Here is a 17,041-nt window from a genome sequence, read left to right as displayed (position 1 = left end):
TCGCAAGAAGCGGCGGCCTTTTCCTTTGGGCGGCCAACATCGCGCAGAACCGCCTCGGGCTCAAAAACTCACTTGGCGACGGTGATCTTCTCGATGTTCTGGACGATGTCGTCGAACGCCCGTTTCAAATCCGCACCGGTGGCGGCCTCGTAATAGTGTTTCAGCGACGACGTGTCCGCCGTGGAGCAGTCCTGGAGCACGCTTTTTGCCTGGTCCCGTTCGGTCGCCGTCATGGTTGGATCGTTCAGGTCGAAGCCGATCGTGAATATCTCGATGCCGTCGCGCTTCATGTCGTCGCAAATGCCTTCGGCATTGCCGCGGGACATCTGGCCCGCATTCTGTGATTTTGGCGCACCGCGCTCGCCGGCGAAGGCTGTGTTGAACTGGCCGTCCGTCATCAGGATGGCGACCTTGGCGACTTTCCTCTTGTCGAAATTGGCGGGACCCGCACCGAGCCCGGCTTTGACGATGGTCGCGCGCCACGAGGGTGAAAGCATGTAGTAGCCCCACTGCGCCGCGATGCCGCCGGCGGTCACGCCAGCCGCGCTGAAATCGTCGATCGTGTCGAGCAGCTTGTCCTCGTCGGCCGATAGCGGGATGAGTTCCGGCGTTGGGCAGGTTCTCATGTGATCGTCCCGATTGATTTTGGCCAGGTACTCCTTGCCGTTGTTGTCCCACCGCGATGTCGAAGGCCCGTCGGACGACGTGTCGGCATAGCCGTCCTTGTCCTTGCGCTCGGTGGCACATTTGTCCGGCGCTGGTGTCACCGACACTGAAACCGGAGCATCCACGGGTGGCGGCAGGTCCGGCCCGCCCTTCTCTTCGACGAAGACGCTGTCAGCAAGACCGCCGGTGTTCACAGCTTCGGCGTAGGGAACAATCGCCACGCGCACACGTGGATTCTTCGGATCGATGTTGTTGTCCAGCAGGTCCTTGACTGCCCCGGAAGCGGCAATCTGCAGGTCGCCGATCTTGTTGGTCTTGGCCCATATGTTCGGCGCCATGGACCCGGTCACATCGAGCATCATCGCCACTTCGATGGTCTTGTCCGAATAGAGCGCCGTCGTGGAAGCGGCGACGCGTTTCATGTCACCCGTGTTGAAAATCGGGAAATACAGGGCGACATCGACATGGGCGTCCGCCTGGACCGTCTTGGCGGTCCTGTTGACAATCAGCCTGTCGAGCACGATCTGGTCGGCCTGCAGGATGCCTGCCGTGCTGTTGGCGTCGAGAAAGGCCTGCACGGATTTGTTGGCATCGGCTTCCCTGATGACACCGGTCGTCAGGTCGCGCGCCGTCGACGTGACCGCGGCGTCGACCACGCCCTGCAGGCTCGATCTGGCATTGTAGAACTGCGATATGTTGACGGAAAAGCCAACGGCCAGCGCCAAGACCGAGGCGCCAAGGCCGAACAGGACCGCGAAATTTCCACCGCGATGTCCGGCGAAAACGCCGACCGCGCGAACAAGACCCTCGTAATTCCGCATCCACAGCCTCCACTCGCCTCGGCCTCGTCGCCGCGGGAAGGGCAGTGCAGGATTCCAGCCGAGTGACGCCGCCACGGGGCAAAGGCCAGCCGCTCGCCAGCACCTTGTTGTTTTTGTTTGATTTCGAGCTGCGCGAAGGTGAATGACTGGTAAACAAAAAGACGCTTTTGCGGCTTCGTTTACGAGCCGCTTACCATGATCGGACCGAGGGATTCCGGAATGCCCGATGACGTCCTGTTGCGGCACAGGGCTTCTGTGCCGAAGCGGACCATCTGTTGCGAAACCATAGGGCGCCAGGCGGTCGGTTGAGAGACCCGGCTGCCGGAAGACTAGGCCAGCATCTGCGCGCTGACCGTCCTGTTGATGCCGTGATAGGGCGGGTTGAACAGATTGCGTTGCTGTTCGTAGGTCCACACCTTGAACAGGCTGAGCCGATGCGGGCCGAAACTGTGCAGCAGCGGCACGTCGGTGGCGTCGCGGCCGCGCGCGATGACGACGCGGCCAATCCTCGGCGTGTTGTGGCGGGGGTCGAACGTGTACCACTTGCCGTCGAGGAAGACTTCCAGCCACGCCGAAAAATCCATCGGCGCCGGATCAAGCGGCACACCGATGTCGCCGAGATAGCCGTTCACATAGCGCGCCGGAATGTTCATGCAGCGGCAGAGCGTGATCGCCAGATGGGCAAAGTCGCGGCAGACGCCGACGCGCTCCTCATGCGCCTGCGCGGCGGTACGGGTCGGACGGGCATAGCCGTAGCCGAAGGACAGCCGGTTGTGGACATAATCGACGATCGCTTGCACCCGCGCCCAACCCGAGGGGACATGGCCGAAAAGCTGCCACGCCAGGCCGCTGAGATGATCGGTCTCGCAATAGCGGCTGCCGAGGAGATAACCGAGCACCTCGTCGGGCAGTTCCGCCACCGGCACTTCCCTGGCCAACGTATTGACCGCATCGATCTCGCCGCTGTCCTCGACGACCGCATCATAAAGGATGCGAAAACCGCCGGCCGGCGCGGTGAAGCGGCGGCAGCCATTGCCATACAGATCGTGGTAGAGCCTGGTCGACACGGCGGGCGACGTCAGCACCCGCGTCTGCCGCTTGATGTCGGCCTGCCTGTCCTTGTGGATCTCGAGCAGTGAAATCACCGGAGTGGCCGCCGTGCATTCGATGGCGATTTCGTAGCCGAGCCGGATCAGCATCGCAGTCCCCCTCGATTGTCGCGGAAAACAGTTTCGCTAGAACGCGAGAAGACGGGCCATGGTTCCCTGGGAATCATCGAAAAGGTGACCTTCGCGCCTTCCCATGGAAACGCCGCGACGTTAGGTTCGGCGACCGCCACAAGCGCTCCCCCGGACCCAAGGAAAACCATGTTCGCAGGCAAGAAATTCGCGGCCTTCCTCTTCGACATGGACGGCACGCTGCTCAATTCGACCGCTGCCGCGGAACGCGTCTGGAGCAATTGGGCGATGGGGCACGGCCTCGACGTGGCGGCTTTCCTGCCAACCATGCACGGCAGGCGGGCCATCGAGACCGTCCGCCGGCTGGCACTACCCGGGGTCGACCCACAGCACGAGGCGAACGAGATTACACGGGCCGAAATCGCCGATGTCGAAGGGGTCAATGCCATCGCCGGCGCCGCGGCATTCCTGAGTGCGCTACCGCCGGATCGCTGGGCCATCGTAACATCATCGCCGCTCGCGCTTGCGCTGGTGCGGATCGAAGCGGCGGGCATCCCGCGTCCGGCGACAATGGTCACGGCGGAAGACGTGGTTAACGGCAAGCCTGCCCCCGACTGCTTCCTGTTGGCGGCCGAACGGCTTGGCTTCGCCGCTCACGACTGCGTGGTTTTCGAGGACGCAACGCCGGGCATCCAGGCGGGCGAGGCGGCCGGCGCCACGGTGGTGGTGATCACCGCGACACATCAGCACAAGATGGACACGCTACACGCCACCATTTTTGACTACAGCAACCTGACGGCAGTCACCGGCGCGCAGGGCCGGCTTGGTCTGGAGCGAATCCAAAGTGCCGCTGCGTCCTAGAGCAATTCCAGGAAAAGTGTGAGACGGTTTTCCCGGGAAAAGCGCGTAGCGCTTTCCCTGAGGGAATTGCGTCAAAACAAACTGATAGAGCGGTTCGGCGTTTCCGTGAAACGGTGAACCGCTCTAGAAATCGCTGGCCATGCCCTTGACCTCCCAGTCGCCGTAGCGACCGGGCTCCTTGCCGCCACGGCCGCCGATTTCCTTCGGCGCCGCGGCTTCCTTCTCCAGATATTTCGCGCGCCTTGCTTCGGCTTCCGCGAGCGCACGTCTGGCTTCCGGCGTCAGCGCCTTTGGCTGGACGTCATGGCCAGGGTCGGCATCGATTTTACTGGTTTCGTCGTTCATGCGATATGTCCAGCGGATTGAAACAGGGGCAGGCCTTTCCCATCATATAGCGATGAGCCCGCGCATGCCCCCCGGAAATCGGAATCGATTTTCGGAAAGGATCATGCGCAAATGAGAGCCTACAGCGTCCTTTGCGCGTCCGAAAGGACGCGCGGCGCTGTAATGATCGACCCCTTTTCACCGCCGCCGGGACAGGAGCAGACGATGAACACACTTCGCACCGCCATGCTTCTTGCCGCGATGACGGCGCTGTTCATGGGCGTTGGCTTCTTGATCGGCGGCACCGGCGGCATGATGATCGCGCTGCTGATCGCCGCCGGCACCAATCTGTTCAGCTACTGGAACGCCGACAAGATGGTGCTGTCGATGAACCGCGCCGTCGAGGTCGACGAAAAGAACGCACCCGAATATTACGCCATCGTGCAGTCACTGGCCCAACAGGCCGGCCTGCCGATGCCGAAGACCTACCTGATCGACAATCCGCAGCCGAACGCCTTCGCCACCGGCCGCAACCCGCAGAACGCGGCCGTTGCCGCCTCCACCGGCCTGCTGCAGCGGTTGAGCCATGAAGAAGTCGCCGCGGTGATGGCGCACGAACTCGCCCATGTGCAGCACCGCGACACACTGACCATGACCATCGTCGCCACCTTTGCCGGTGCCATCTCGATGCTTGGCAATTTCGCTTTCTTCCTCGGCGGCAATCGCGACAACAATCCGTTCGGATTTGTCGGCGTGCTGGCGGCGATGATCGTGGCGCCTTTCGCGGCGATGATCGTGCAGATGGCGGTCAGCCGCACCCGCGAATACGAGGCCGACCGGCGCGGCGCCGAAATCTGTGGACACCCGCTCTGGCTGGCATCGGCCCTTGACAAGATCGCCCGCGGCGCCGAACGCATTCCCAACCCCGATGCAGAGCGCAATCCGGCGATGGCCCATCTCTTCATCATCAATCCTCTCTCCGGCGAGCGCATGGACAGTCTGTTTTCCACCCACCCGAGCACCGAAAACCGCATCGCCGCCCTGCAGGCAATGGTGCGCGAAGGCGGCGACACTCGGGCCGCACCACGCCAGGCCCCGGTGCCCCGGCAGGCAGACGAACAACCGCCTTCAGGTCCGTGGGGCCGGGCTGCACAACCCGAGCAATCGGCGGAGCCAGCCGGGCCGAAGCCCAATCCGTGGGGTCGCAACCCGACCGGGCCCAAGGGCCGGTGGTCGTGAGCGTGGCGGACAGGGGACCTCGGCGCACGGTTTCAGACGATCAGGAACACAAGGACGGCGGCGACTTCGTTGCCGGCCTCGCCGCCCGCAAGGCGGCGGCGCGCCTGCTTGCCGCCGTCATCGATGCCAGGACGCCGCTCGACGGGCTCACCGACCACGAGAACGGCCACCCGCAATACAAGGCGCTCGACCTGCGCGATCGTGGCCTGGTTCGCGCCATTCTGGTCACCGCGCTGCGCTATCGTATGACCATCACCGGGCTGCTGGCGCGGCGCCTGGAAAAGCCGCTGCCGCCCAACGCCACCGCGCTGTCGCACATATTGCATGTGGCGGCGGCACAGATCCTGTTCCTCGATATTCCCGACAGCGCCGCCGTCGACCTAGCCGTGACCCACGCCAAGTCCGACCCGCGCACGGTGCGCTTTTCCGGCCTGGTCAACGGCGTGCTGCGCACGCTCGCGCGGGCCAAGGAAACGGAGCTGCCTGCCGCCCTTGCCGCCACCGACGAAGCGCCGAAATGGTTTTCCGACCGGCTGAAGGCAGCCTACGGCCCTGAGAAGACCAGGCAGATTCTCGCCGCCCATCGGCTCGAGGCGCCGGTCGATTTCTCGGTCAAGGCCGATCCCGAGCTGTGGGCTGAACGGCTCGGCGGCATCGTCCTGCCGACCGGCACAATTCGGGTGGAAAAGCTTGCCAATGCCGTCACCGAACTGCCCGGCTTCACCGAGGGCGCCTGGTGGGTCCAGGATGCCGCGGCCAGCCTGCCGGCCAGGCTGTTCGGCGATGTCAGGGGCTTGCGCGTCGCTGATCTCTGCGCCGCCCCCGGCGGCAAGACCGCGCAGCTCGTTCTCGCCGGCGCCAAGGTCACCGCCGTCGACACCTCGAAGAACCGGCTGGCGCGGCTGGCGCAAAATCTCGACCGCCTCGGCCTGTCGGCCGACATCGTCCAGGCCGACCTCACCAAATACGAGCCGAAGGAATTGTTCGATGCCGTGCTCCTCGACGCGCCCTGTTCGTCGACCGGCACGGTGCGGCGGCATCCCGACGTGCCGTGGACCAAGACCGCGGCCGATGTCGAAAAGCTCGCCGATCTGCAACGCAGGCTGCTCGCCCGCGCCGTCACGCTGGTAAAACCCGGCGGCAGGGTCGTGTTTTCCAACTGTTCGCTCGACCCGATCGAGGGCGAGGATCTCTACCGCGCCTTTCTGGCTGGCACGGCTGAAGCAACCAACGATCCGCTGCGGCAAGGCGAGATCGCCGGCATCGATCCGTTCCTGACGTCGCAAGGCACGCTGCGCACCACGCCCGCCGATCTGGACCTCGGCGCGCCGAAACGTTCGGGCCTGGATGGTTTCTTCGCCGCCCGCATGAGGATAGCCGGCTAATTATTTAACTCATCGGATTTACTGGCTTTTTTAGCGAGGGGCCGGGGCAAAACCTGGTGAACCGTCGGCGGCCGACGGAATTCGCCTTCGCACGAGTCGCGCAATCATGTAAACTTGCTCCGGGGAAGCGGACGATCAGGAGGGGTTTTGGCACTTGCTGCCAGCAGCACGACGCGTCTGTGGACGCTGGTCGCGAAGGAGTTCTGGCGCAAAACGCGCCGGCGCTTGCGTGCCGGCCCGGTCTATCGCTGGCGCTATTCCGGCCGCACGCCCGAACGTGTGCTGATCGCACCGCCGGACCTGCGCCTGGCCGATCCGCAGATCGCGCTCGAGATCTACTACGGCCGCTATCCCCTGTCGGGGCATCTGGTCGAGACCGGCGGCAAGTCGCCCTTCCAGATCAACGTGCCCAACCACGGCTGGCAAAAGACGCTGCATGGCTTTCGCTGGCTGCGCCACATGCGTGCCGCCGGCACCGAGCTCGCCGCCGCCAACGCCCGCGCCCTGGTCTCCGACTGGCTCACCATGCATAGCAGCCATATTTCCGGCATCGCCTGGGAGCCCGGCACGACGGCCAAGCGCATCATCGCCTGGCTGCAGCACTCCTCCGTCGTGCTGCAGGGCGCGGAATTCCCCTTCTACCGCGCCTTCCTGAAATCGCTCGCCGTCCAGATCCGCTACCTCAAGTCGATGGCGCGCGAAATGCCTGACGGCAAGGACAGGCTGCGCGCCCGCATCGCACTCGCCTTCGCCGCCCTGTCCTTGCCGGCGCCGGCATCGGCGCTGCGCGGCGCGACCCGCAACCTTGCCGAGGAACTCGACCGCCAGATCCTCGCCGACGGCGGGCACATTTCGCGCAATCCGATGGCCGTCCTGGAAATCCTCGCCGACCTTCTGCCGCTGCGCCAGACCTATGCCAACCAGGCGGAAACGCCGCCGCAGGCCCTCATCGGCGCCATCGACCGCATGCTGCCGGCGCTGCGCTTCTTCCGCCATCAGGACGGCAGCCTCGCCCGCTTCAACGGCATGGGCGCCACCATCCACGACCGCATCGCCACCATCCTGCGTCACGACGATACAGCTGGCTCGCCGCTGCTGCATGCGCCGCATTCGGGCTATGAGCGCCTGTCGATGGGCGGCGTCACGGTCATCGCCGACACCGGCTTGCCGCCGCCGGTCGACGTATCCAACGCCGCGCATGCCAGCTGCCTCGCCTTCGAACTGTCGTCCGGCCGCCAGCATTACATCGTCAACGCCGGCATCGACACCTATGGCGCCGCCGAGTTCCGGCCGCTTGCACGCGCCACCGCCGCGCACTCGACCGCCACCATCAACGACACCTCGTCGGCACGCTTCAGCCATTCGCTGCGTGTCAACGACCTGCTCGGCTCGCCGCTGATCGGCGGCCCGCAGCATGTGCAGTGCAAGCGCACCGACCAGAAGGGCGTTCAGGGCTTCATCGCCCGCCATGACGGCTATGTCGCCCGCTTCGGCTTCCTGCATGAGCGCGAGCTGAAACTATCGGCGAACGGCAATGTGCTGGCCGGCAGGGACCGCCTCCAGCGGCCCGGCAATGCGGCGATCCGCAACAACGGCCGCGACTTCGTCACCATCCGCTTCCACATCCACCCCGACGTCAGCCTGCTGCAGGACGAGCACGATCGACTGGTCCTGGCCGGCGACCAGGCCGACACCTGGGTGTTCACCTCCGGCGAAGTGATGCCGGTGGTCGAGGAATCGATCTATTTCGCCGGTCTTGGCGGCCCGCGCCGCAGCCGCCAGATCGTGCTTGCCTTCAAGGCCTCGGAAGTCGCCGAAGTCCACTGGCAGCTGACGCGCACCAGCATCGCCGGTTACCCGGAAAACAACTGAGCTGGCGCACGAGAACAGCCGGCTCGCTCAAGCCGGTTGCGAAATACCGAAGGCGTCATAGGTGCTGAGCGATGGCGGGCCGGCGAAGGCGAAGCGGATCTTGTCGACCATCGCCGCCGCCTGGCCGCTGCGGTCATAGCGCTCCGCGTCCTCGACAGTGCTCCATACGGTGATTGCCATGAAGGTGTCGCGCGCTTGATGCTGCTGCAGCAGCACGGCGCTGATATTGCCGTTTGCGGCGCGGATAGCGGGAATCGCCTCGGTTTCGTAGATCGCCCGCAATTGCTCCGTCGTATCCGGCAACGCTGTGAACTGGCCAATACGGACAAATGCCATCGGTTTCCTCCATTGACGAAGAGAAGAGCCTATATCCAAGGCCGGCAAATTGCATATGAAACCATCGAATGACGCGCGTCGCTTGATTTCCGGGCCTCATGTGCTACGGCGCGGGCATCCATCACACCAGCCGTGAAAGGCCGCCAGCCCATGGCCGTCGCCGCCAAGAACATTCCCGCACCTGATCTCGTTCCCGTGCGTCGCGCCCTGCTCTCCGTCTTCGACAAGACCGGCCTGATCGATTTCGCCAAAGCGCTGGCAGCGGCCGGCGTCGAGCTGGTCTCGACCGGCGGCACGGCAAAGGCGATCGCAGAGGCCGGCCTGGCCGTGCGCGACGTCTCCGAGCTCACCGGTTTTCCTGAGATCATGGATGGCCGCGTCAAGACCTTGCATCCCAGCGTGCACGGCGCGCTGCTTGGCGTGCGCGACGACCCAGAGCACGCGGCCGCGATGCGCAAATACGGCATCGAGCCGATCGATCTGGTCGTCTCCAATCTCTATCCGTTCGAGGAAGTCCGCCGCTCCGGCGCCGACTATGCCGCGATTGTCGAGAACATCGACATTGGCGGCCCGGCGATGATCCGCGCCTCGGCCAAGAACCACGCCTATGTCGCCATAGTCACCGACCCCGGCGACTACGCCTCGGTGCTGAACGCATTGGAGATGAACATCGGCTCGCTGTCGCTGGATTTCCGCAAGAAGCTGGCGGCCAAGGCGTTTGCCCGCACCGCCACCTACGACGCGGCGATCTCCGGCTGGTTCGCCGAGGCGCTGGAGATCGAACATCCGACATGGCGCGCCTTCGGCGGCAGGCTGGTCGAGGTGATGCGCTATGGCGAGAACCCGCACCAGAGCGCCGGCTTCTACGTCAGTGGCGACAAGCGGCCGGGCGTCGCCACGGCACGCCAGCTGCAGGGCAAGCAGCTGTCCTACAACAACATCAACGACACCGACGCCGCTTTCGAACTGGTCGGCGAATTCGATCCGAGCCGCTCCGCCGCCGTCGCCATCATCAAGCACGCCAACCCGTGCGGTGTCGCCGAAGGCACCTCGCTGAAGGCAGCCTACGCCAAGGCGCTCGCCTGCGATCCGGTCTCGGCCTTCGGCGGCATCGTCGCTATGAATCGCACTCTCGACGCTGAAGCCGCCGGGGAGATCGTGAAAACCTTCACCGAGGTGATCATCGCGCCCGACGCGACCGACGAGGCAGTGGCAATCGTCGCGGCGAAGAAGAACCTGCGCCTGCTCGTCACCGGCGGCCTGCCGGACCCGCGCACGCCTGGCACGACGGCCAAATCCGTCGCCGGTGGCATGCTCGTCCAGGGCCGGGACAACGCCGTGGTCGACGACATCGAGCTGAAGGTGGTGACCAAGCGCGCGCCGACGCCGGTCGAAATGGCGGACCTGAAATTCGCCTTCCGCATCGCCAAGCACGTCAAGTCCAACGCCATCGTCTACGTCAAGGACGGCGCCACCGTCGGCATCGGCGCCGGCCAGATGAGCCGGGTCGATTCCTCGCGCATCGCCGCCCGCAAGGCACTCGACGCGGCCGAGGCTGCAGGCCTTGCCGAACCGCTGACCAAAGGTTCGGTCGTCGCCTCTGACGCCTTCTTCCCCTTCGCCGACGGGTTGCTGTCGGCGATCGAAGCCGGCGCTACCGCCGTCATCCAGCCGGGCGGCTCGATGCGCGACGACGACGTCATCGCCGCCGCCGACGAACACGGCATCGCCATGGTGTTTACGGGGGTGAGACACTTCCGGCATTAGGCGCCTTCCCCTCCCCCTTGTGGGGAGGGTCGGTGAACGATCTTTGCGAAGCAAAGTTCGTGAGACGGGGTGGGGGCAGCGCCGCCCCCACCCCCGCTCCGCTTCGCGGATCGACCCTCCCCACAAGGGGGAGGGTACGTCACTCCACCGGCTGGTCCGCCGGATAGGGCGTCCTGATCAGGATCGCCATGCCGATGGCCAGGAACAGGATGATCACCGCCATGCCGAGCCGCGCCGAGCCGCTGACGGCGGTGATGGTCGCCACCAGGAACGGCGCCAGAAAACTGGTCGCCCGTCCGGCCAGCGCATAGATGCCGAAATAGCGGCCGGATTCCGCCGCCGTGACGCTGCGCGCCATGTAGGAGCGCGACGACGCCTGCACCGGCCCGAAGGCCAGGCCGATTAACAGGCCGTACAGGATATAGGCTTTTTCGGCGGCCGTGCCGAACAGGCCGCCCGAATCGACGGGCGAGAGCTGTATCAGGCCGAGCAGCGTGAAGCCCGGGCCGGTCGAGACGACGCCGATGGTGGCGACCGACAGCATGACCAGCGCAATCATCACAACCGCCTTGGAGCCGAGTGCGGTGTCTAGACGCGCCGCGGCCCAGCAGCCGAAGATGGCGACGACATTGAGGATGATGCCGAACATGCCGATCTCGGTGATCGACCAGTGGAACATCGCCGCCGCAAAGGTGCCGCCCAGCGCCAGCAGCGCGTTGACGCCGTCCTGGTAGATCATGCGCGCGACGAGGAAGCGGAAGATGCCGCCGCGCTGGCGCACTTCGGCCAGCGTCGATTTCAGCTCCGACAGGCCTTCGCGCACCGCCGGTCCGATCGGGATGCCCTTGATGGCATCCGGCGTGAACAAGAACATCGGCAGGATGAACAGGAAGTACCAGGCCGCCGACAGCGGCCCGGTTGCGCGGGCATCCTCGCCGAGCTTCGGGTCGAGGCCGAACAGCGGGTCGAGGCCGATGATCGTCTTGCCGGTCTCGGGCGAGCCGGCCATGCAGGTGACGACGAAGATCAGCGCGATCATGCCGCCGAGATAACCGAGGCCCCAGGCGATGTTGGAGATCCGGCCGATTTCGCTTTTCGGCACGAGCCGCGGCATCATCGAATCATTGAACACGGTCGAGAATTCCGCCGCCACCGAGGCCAGCGAGAACAGCGCCACGATCAGGAACAGGTTGGAGCCGGGAGCGGCGAACCAAAGCAGGCAAAGACTGGTGATCTTGATCGCGGCGAAGAACGCGATCCACGGCTTGCGCGGTCCGGTCTGGTCGGCGATCGAGCCGAGGATCGGCGACAGCACCGCGATGACCAGCCCGGCCGCGGCGATGCCATAGCCCCAGACCGCCTGGCCGGTATTGGGATCGCTCGCCATGCGCGAAACGAAATAGGGGCCGAAGATGAAGGTGGTGACGACGGTGAAGAACGGCTGCGCCGCCCAGTCGAAGAACATCCATCCCCAGATGCCACGCCCGGACGCACGCTGCACTGTCTCTACCGCCATGATGATTCCCTCGGCCCCACCCGCGTCGGGCGCCATGTCTGCATTTTTCTGATGCTCATGCAAATGACAAGCGTCGCGCCGCCCCTCATTGTCCTGCCGGACATTTCTCCCCGTGTAGTGACGGGGAGAAAGACGCCGTCACGGCGGATTTCGCCAATTGTCGACGTCGCAGAATGGGCGCCGGCCTTGCGGCCAGTTCCCTTCTCCCCGTCACTATACGGGGAGAAGGTGGCGGCAGCCGGATGAGGGGCGGCGCCGACCTCGGCAAGAACCCTCACATCCCCGCCAGATCGCTCATCAGTCCGGAGGCGACCGACAGCCGCGACACGGTGATGTCGCCGCCTTCGGTGAGCGCCTGCAGCCGCTCGCGGATACGCGCCACGCGCTCGCCGCCGGCTTCCAGCCAGGCCGCCACCGGATCCGCTGCCTTGGCATGGCCGGTGAGCGCCGCGACAGCAATGCCGCGCCGCGCCCCGCCGATCGTGTCGGTGGCGCGCGACAGCGCCAACTGGTCGTAGTAGTCCGAAGGCGTGATCGAGCGCGCTGCGTCCTCGACACGCGGGATGCGGAAGGCATCGCTGACCGCGAAAAACGCCTTGGCCGCGGCGACGATGTCGGCCCCGGCAGTGCGCGCAGTCAGCGCGATGTCGGGGATGAGTTCGGCCACCTCGCTCAGCGCCAATTGCTCGGCCAGCTTTTCCGGCGCGCCGCTCTTGAACAGCCCGTGCCGCTTCTCCTCGATCCGCTCGCGCGAGAAGGCCGGCAGCAGCGAAACGAGCTTGGGCTCCAGCGCCTTGCGCGCTTCCTGCAGTTCGGCGATGCGCTGGCCAAGCGGTGCCGTGCCGGCATCATTCTTGAGATACCAGCCGCTGGTCACATAGATTAGCCGGCTGAGCATCTGGTAGAGATCGAGCTGCACCTGGCCGTCGATAAGATTGTCGAGCGCGTCGATCTCGCGATAGAGCGCCGGCACGGCAAAACCGTCGCGCACCACCGCGAAGGTCCGCACGACGTCGGCGGCGGTGCGGCCAGTCGCCTCCTGCAGCCGGTTGACGAAGGACGGGCCGCCGCGATTGACCAGGTCGTTGGCGACGACGCGGGCGATGATCTCGCGGCGCAGCCTGTGGCCGTGGATTTCGGCGGCGTATTTCTTCGCCATCCGGTCCGGGAAATAGCCCATCAGGTCGCGATCGAAATGCGCGTCGTCCGGCACATCGCTGGCGACGATGTCGGAGAACAGCACGATCTTGGCATAGGCCAGCAAGACGCCGAGTTCGGCCCTGGTCAGCGGTTCGCCGCGCGCCTCGCGCTCGGCAAGTGCTGCCGGAGACGGCAACGTCTCGACGGCGCGGTCGAGCAGACCGCGTGCCTCCAGTGCCGTCATGAAGCGGCTCTGATGCGCGATGTCGGCGAGGCCGCGCTTGCGGGCGATCGAAAGCGCCAGCGTCTGCTGGTAATTGTTGGACAGCACCAGTCCGCCGACCTCGTCGGTCATTTCGGCCAGCAGCTTGTTGCGCGCCGGGCGCGTCAACGATCCCTTGCGCATGGCGGACGCCAGCGCGATCTTGATGTTGACCTCGACGTCCGAGCAGTTGACGCCGCCCGAATTGTCGATGGCGTCGGAGTTGCAGCGGCCGCCATTCATGCCGAACTCGATGCGCGCCCGCTGCGTAACACCGAGATTGGCGCCCTCGCCGATCACTTTGGCGCGCACGTCGAGCGCGGTGATGCGGACGGCATCATTGGCGCGGTCGCCGACCTCTGCGTTGGTTTCGGTGGATGCCCTCAGATACGTGCCGATGCCGCCGAACCAGAGAAGATCGACCGGCGCCTTGAGGATCGCGCCCATGATCTCGACCGGCGTGGCGGTGGTCTTGCTGAGGCCGATCGTCGCCGCCGCTGCCGCCGGCAAGGTGATCGACTTCTGGTTGCGCGAGACGATGATGCCGCCTTCCGACAGTTTGGTCTTGTCGTAGTCCTGCCAGCTCGAACGCGGCAGGGCGAACATGCGCTCGCGCTCGGCCATCGACGCCGCCATGTCGGGATCGGGATCGATAAAGATGTCGCGATGGTCGAAGGCGGCGATCAGCCGGGTCTTCGGCGACAACAGCATGCCGTTGCCGAACACGTCGCCCGACATGTCGCCGACGCCGACGACGGTGAAAGGCGAGGTCTGGATGTCGCGGTTCATCTCGCGGAAATGCCGCTTGACCGCTTCCCAGGCGCCCTTGGCGGTGATGCCCATCTTCTTGTGGTCGTAGCCGGCCGAGCCGCCGCTGGCGAAGGCATCGTCGAGCCAGAAGCCGTGCTTTTCGCTGATCGCGTTGGCGGTGTCGGAGAAGGTCGCCGTACCCTTGTCGGCGGCCACGACGAAATACGGATCGTCCTGGTCGCGGCGCACGACGCCGGCCGGCGGGATGACACCGTCGAGGCCGATATTGTCGGTGATCGACAGCAGGCTGGAGACAAAGTTCTTGTAGGCCGAGGTGCCGGCCTCGAAGATCGCGTCACGGCTGCCGCCCGCCGGCAGGCGCTTGGGGAAAAAGCCGCCCTTGGCGCCAACCGGCACGATGACGGCGTTCTTGACTTGCTGCGCCTTGACCAGGCCGAGCACCTCGGTGCGGTAGTCCTGGGCGCGGTCCGACCAGCGCAGGCCGCCACGCGCCACCGGGCCGAAGCGCAGATGCAGCCCCTCGACCTCGGAACCGTAAACGAAAATCTCCCGCCACGGCCGTGGCGCCGGCAATCCCTCGACCGCTTGCGATTCGAGCTTGATCGCCAGCGACTGGCCCTTTTCCTTCGTATCGGCAACGAAATGATTGGTGCGCAGCGAGGCTTCGATCAAATTGAGATAGCGGCGGATGATGGTGTCGTCGTCGATGTTCGGCACATCTTCCAGCGCATCCCTGATCTTGGCCTTGAGGTGCTTTGCCGCCACCACGCCTTCCGTCTCTGCCGTCGGGCCAAGCCGGGCGATGAACAGCGCATGCAGGCCGCGCGCGATGTCGGGATAGCGGTTGAGCGCGGCGGCGATGAAATCCTGGCTTTGCGGAATGCCGACCTGCTGCAGATAGCGGCCATAGGCGCGCAGGATGGTGATCTCGCCCGACCACAGGCCGGCGGTCTGGGCAAGGCCGTTATAGCCGTCATTGTCGACGTCGCCGCGCCAGACGGAGAGGAACGCGTCCTCGAACAGCGCGCCGCCATCGGCAAGGTCGATCGGCTTGCCGTAGCTGTTCTCCAGTTCCATGTCGTGGATGAAGACCATGCCTGACTGGTCGCCGCCAACCTCGAAAGTGCGCTCGCTGATGACGCGGAAACCGATGTTTTCCAGCACCGGCACGCGCCGCGACAACGCCACCGGGCTGCCGTGGTGATAGATTTTCAACGAAGCCTGGTGCGGTTTCTGCTCGGCATGGCGATAATAGTCGATGGCGATCGGATTGCTGGCGCTGATCTTGGCGATGCGCCCGGCATCGGCCAGCGCCACCGCGGCGCTGAACGTGTCCCGGTAGCTTTCCGGCAGCCGCGCGGCAATTGCTTTCAACGCCTGATCGCCGCCAGTGGCATCCGCCGCGTCGGAAAGGGCATCCTCCCAGGTGCGCACGATGTCGCGGATCGCCGCCTCGACCGCCGCTTGCTCGATCTTTGGCGTCTTGCCGCCGGAGCGGCCGATGATGAAATGCACGCGCGCCAGCCCGCCTTCGGGGAAGGCCGGGTAATAGGCCGACAGCCGGCCTTCGAACACGGTCTTCAGGTAGCTGCCGATCTTCTCGCGCACCACGCTGTCGTAGCGGTCGCGCGGCACGAAGACGAGGATCGAGACGAAGCGGTCGAACTGGTCGACACGCACCAGCGCCCGAACCCGCGGCCGCTCGACCAGGCCGAGAATGGCGGCGGCGTGCTTCCTCAGGACCGGCACCGGCACCTGGAACAGTTCATCGCGCGGATAGCTCTCCAAAACGTTGATCAGCGCCTTGCCGGAGTGGTCGTGCCGGTCGAAGCCGGACTTGGCGATGATGGTTTCGGCCTTCGACCGCAGATACGGGATCTTCATCACCGAGCGCGTGTAGGCGGTCGAGGTGAACAGGCCGACGATGCGCAATTCGCCCGCCAGCGTGCCCTTGGCTGTGTAGGTCTTGACGCCGATGTAATCGAGATAGATGCGGCGATGCACGGAAGACTTGGCATTGGCCTTGGTGACGATCAGCGGCTCCGGTCCGTGCAGGAAGGCGCGGATTTCCGGCGTTGTCGTCACCGCTTCGGTGCCGCGCCTCAGCACCAACACGTCGGGATCGGACAGGATGCCGAGACCGGGCTTGTCGGCGCGCTCCAGCGTGCCGCTTTGCTCGCCGCCGGTGTATTTGAATTCGCGCATGCCGAGGAAGGTGAAATTGTCGTCGCGCAGCCATTCCAGGAAGGCTATCGCCTCGGCAACGCTCTTCTTGTCGAGCGGCACCGCGGTATAGCGGAACTCCGAGATCGCCTGGTCGAGGCGGGCCAGCATCGGCCGCCAGTCGTGGACCGCGGCGTGCACCTGGCCAAGCATCTTGCGCAGCCGCTCGGTCAATGCGGTCGCCTGCTCGGCGGTCAGCCGCGGGATGTGGACATGAATGACGCTCAGCCGGTCGTGATTGCCGTCGTCCTTGCCGAAATTGCCGTCGCCGAGGATTTCTTCCACACCGCCTTTGCCGTGGCGAACGGTGATGACCGGGTGGGTGACCAGGGTCGGCTCGCCGGCGCTCTCGGTGACCTCGCCGAGGATGGAATCGAACAGGAACGGCATGTTGTCGTTGACGACCGTGATGATCGTCACCGGGCGGCCCTCGCGGACAACGCCAGAATCGGCATCGACCGCAACGACGCATTCGCCCTTCTTGTGGACGGCGACCGCCTGGCCGGCGAGATCGGCGGCGCGTTCGAGATCGGCCGCTTCATAGGCTGCGATGTCTTCAGCCGGCGCACGGGCGAGCAGATAATCGGCAAGCCTGGCTGGCCTTTCCTCCGTTTTCGCCGCCGCCGTGGCCTTCTTCGACTTAGCTGCGGATTTCACGCCGGCCATGATGCCATTTCCTC

The 17,041-nt window shown here is 65.2% G+C and carries 11 protein-coding genes; 5 read left to right on the top strand and 6 right to left on the bottom strand.

All coding sequences use genetic code 11. The features are described 5' to 3' along the window. Positions 1-68 precede the first annotated feature (68 nt). Together ACFSQT_RS05380 and ACFSQT_RS05375 are read right to left on the bottom strand one after the other, a co-directional pair. The gene (locus ACFSQT_RS05380) at positions 69-1,487 is read right to left on the bottom strand and encodes a pilus assembly protein TadG-related protein (protein ID WP_379017322.1); all 1,419 of its coding nucleotides are present in this window, start codon (positions 1,485-1,487) and stop codon (positions 69-71) included. Positions 1,488-1,816: 329 nt separating this feature from the next. Next, positions 1,817-2,686 carry a transglutaminase-like domain-containing protein gene (locus ACFSQT_RS05375; protein ID WP_379017321.1) on the bottom strand — a complete coding sequence of 290 codons (870 nt, stop codon included), beginning with the start codon at positions 2,684-2,686 and terminating at the stop codon, positions 1,817-1,819. Between the two features lie 168 nt (positions 2,687-2,854). Between ACFSQT_RS05375 and ACFSQT_RS05370 the strand changes: the two genes are divergently transcribed. Then, positions 2,855-3,526 (top strand): HAD family hydrolase, encoded by a 672-nt coding sequence (locus ACFSQT_RS05370; RefSeq protein WP_379017320.1) that lies wholly within the window; start codon positions 2,855-2,857, stop codon positions 3,524-3,526. Between the two features lie 123 nt (positions 3,527-3,649). Here the strand turns inward: ACFSQT_RS05370 and ACFSQT_RS05365 are convergent, their stop codons facing one another. Then, positions 3,650-3,871: a DUF1674 domain-containing protein gene (locus ACFSQT_RS05365; RefSeq protein WP_379017319.1), complete on the bottom strand. Its 222-nt coding sequence runs from the start codon at positions 3,869-3,871 to the stop codon at positions 3,650-3,652. 204 nt (positions 3,872-4,075) lie between these two features. Here ACFSQT_RS05365 and htpX point away from each other — a divergent pair, with 204 nt between their 5' ends. From htpX to ACFSQT_RS05350, 3 genes are all read left to right on the top strand, one after another. Further along, a complete protein-coding gene (gene htpX / locus ACFSQT_RS05360; RefSeq protein WP_379017318.1) occupies positions 4,076-5,089 on the top strand; it encodes a zinc metalloprotease HtpX in 1,014 nt (337 codons plus the stop codon). Next, positions 5,080-6,474, top strand: coding sequence for an RsmB/NOP family class I SAM-dependent RNA methyltransferase (locus tag ACFSQT_RS05355; RefSeq protein WP_379017358.1), 1,395 nt, complete (start codon positions 5,080-5,082; stop codon positions 6,472-6,474). The genes htpX and ACFSQT_RS05355 overlap by 10 nt, the downstream gene beginning before the upstream one ends. A gap of 147 nt (positions 6,475-6,621) precedes the next feature. Continuing rightward, a complete protein-coding gene (locus ACFSQT_RS05350) occupies positions 6,622-8,346 on the top strand; it encodes a heparinase II/III family protein (RefSeq protein ID WP_379017317.1) in 1,725 nt (574 codons plus the stop codon). 27 nt (positions 8,347-8,373) lie between these two features. Here the strand turns inward: ACFSQT_RS05350 and ACFSQT_RS05345 are convergent, their stop codons facing one another. Then, positions 8,374-8,682 carry a putative quinol monooxygenase gene (locus ACFSQT_RS05345; protein WP_379017316.1) on the bottom strand — a complete coding sequence of 103 codons (309 nt, stop codon included), beginning with the start codon at positions 8,680-8,682 and terminating at the stop codon, positions 8,374-8,376. Between the two features lie 150 nt (positions 8,683-8,832). Here ACFSQT_RS05345 and purH point away from each other — a divergent pair, with 150 nt between their 5' ends. Continuing rightward, positions 8,833-10,449 carry a bifunctional phosphoribosylaminoimidazolecarboxamide formyltransferase/IMP cyclohydrolase gene (gene purH, locus ACFSQT_RS05340; RefSeq protein ID WP_379017315.1) on the top strand — a complete coding sequence of 539 codons (1,617 nt, stop codon included), beginning with the start codon at positions 8,833-8,835 and terminating at the stop codon, positions 10,447-10,449. A gap of 139 nt (positions 10,450-10,588) precedes the next feature. Here purH and ACFSQT_RS05335 read toward each other — a convergent pair whose 3' ends face one another. Next, positions 10,589-11,965, bottom strand: coding sequence for an MFS transporter (locus ACFSQT_RS05335; RefSeq protein ID WP_379017314.1), 1,377 nt, complete (start codon positions 11,963-11,965; stop codon positions 10,589-10,591). A gap of 274 nt (positions 11,966-12,239) precedes the next feature. Further along, positions 12,240-17,027, bottom strand: coding sequence for an NAD-glutamate dehydrogenase (locus ACFSQT_RS05330; protein ID WP_379017313.1), 4,788 nt, complete (start codon positions 17,025-17,027; stop codon positions 12,240-12,242). Between the last annotated feature and the right edge of the window lie 14 nt (positions 17,028-17,041).

The sequence above is a fragment of the Mesorhizobium calcicola genome (genome assembly GCF_042682105.1).
In the GTDB taxonomy this organism is placed as follows: domain Bacteria; phylum Pseudomonadota; class Alphaproteobacteria; order Rhizobiales; family Rhizobiaceae; genus Mesorhizobium; species Mesorhizobium calcicola.
Note: the sequence above shows the minus strand (reverse complement) of the source record. Positions and strands in the feature narration are given on the sequence as shown.

Bases quoted from the DNA above. Each gene is read 5' to 3' on its own strand.
- htpX (WP_379017318.1), top strand. From the start codon at position 4,076: ATGAACACACTTCGCACCGCCATGCTTCTTGCCGCGATGACGGCGCTG.
- ACFSQT_RS05370 (WP_379017320.1), top strand. From the start codon at position 2,855: ATGTTCGCAGGCAAGAAATTCGCGGCCTTCCTCTTCGACATGGACGGC.
- ACFSQT_RS05335 (WP_379017314.1), bottom strand. From the start codon at position 11,965: ATGGCGGTAGAGACAGTGCAGCGTGCGTCCGGGCGTGGCATCTGGGGA.
- ACFSQT_RS05345 (WP_379017316.1), bottom strand. From the start codon at position 8,682: ATGGCATTTGTCCGTATTGGCCAGTTCACAGCGTTGCCGGATACGACG.
- ACFSQT_RS05330 (WP_379017313.1), bottom strand. From the start codon at position 17,027: ATGGCCGGCGTGAAATCCGCAGCTAAGTCGAAGAAGGCCACGGCGGCG.
- ACFSQT_RS05365 (WP_379017319.1), bottom strand. From the start codon at position 3,871: ATGAACGACGAAACCAGTAAAATCGATGCCGACCCTGGCCATGACGTC.
- ACFSQT_RS05380 (WP_379017322.1), bottom strand. From the start codon at position 1,487: ATGCGGAATTACGAGGGTCTTGTTCGCGCGGTCGGCGTTTTCGCCGGA.
- ACFSQT_RS05375 (WP_379017321.1), bottom strand. From the start codon at position 2,686: ATGCTGATCCGGCTCGGCTACGAAATCGCCATCGAATGCACGGCGGCC.
- purH (WP_379017315.1), top strand. From the start codon at position 8,833: ATGGCCGTCGCCGCCAAGAACATTCCCGCACCTGATCTCGTTCCCGTG.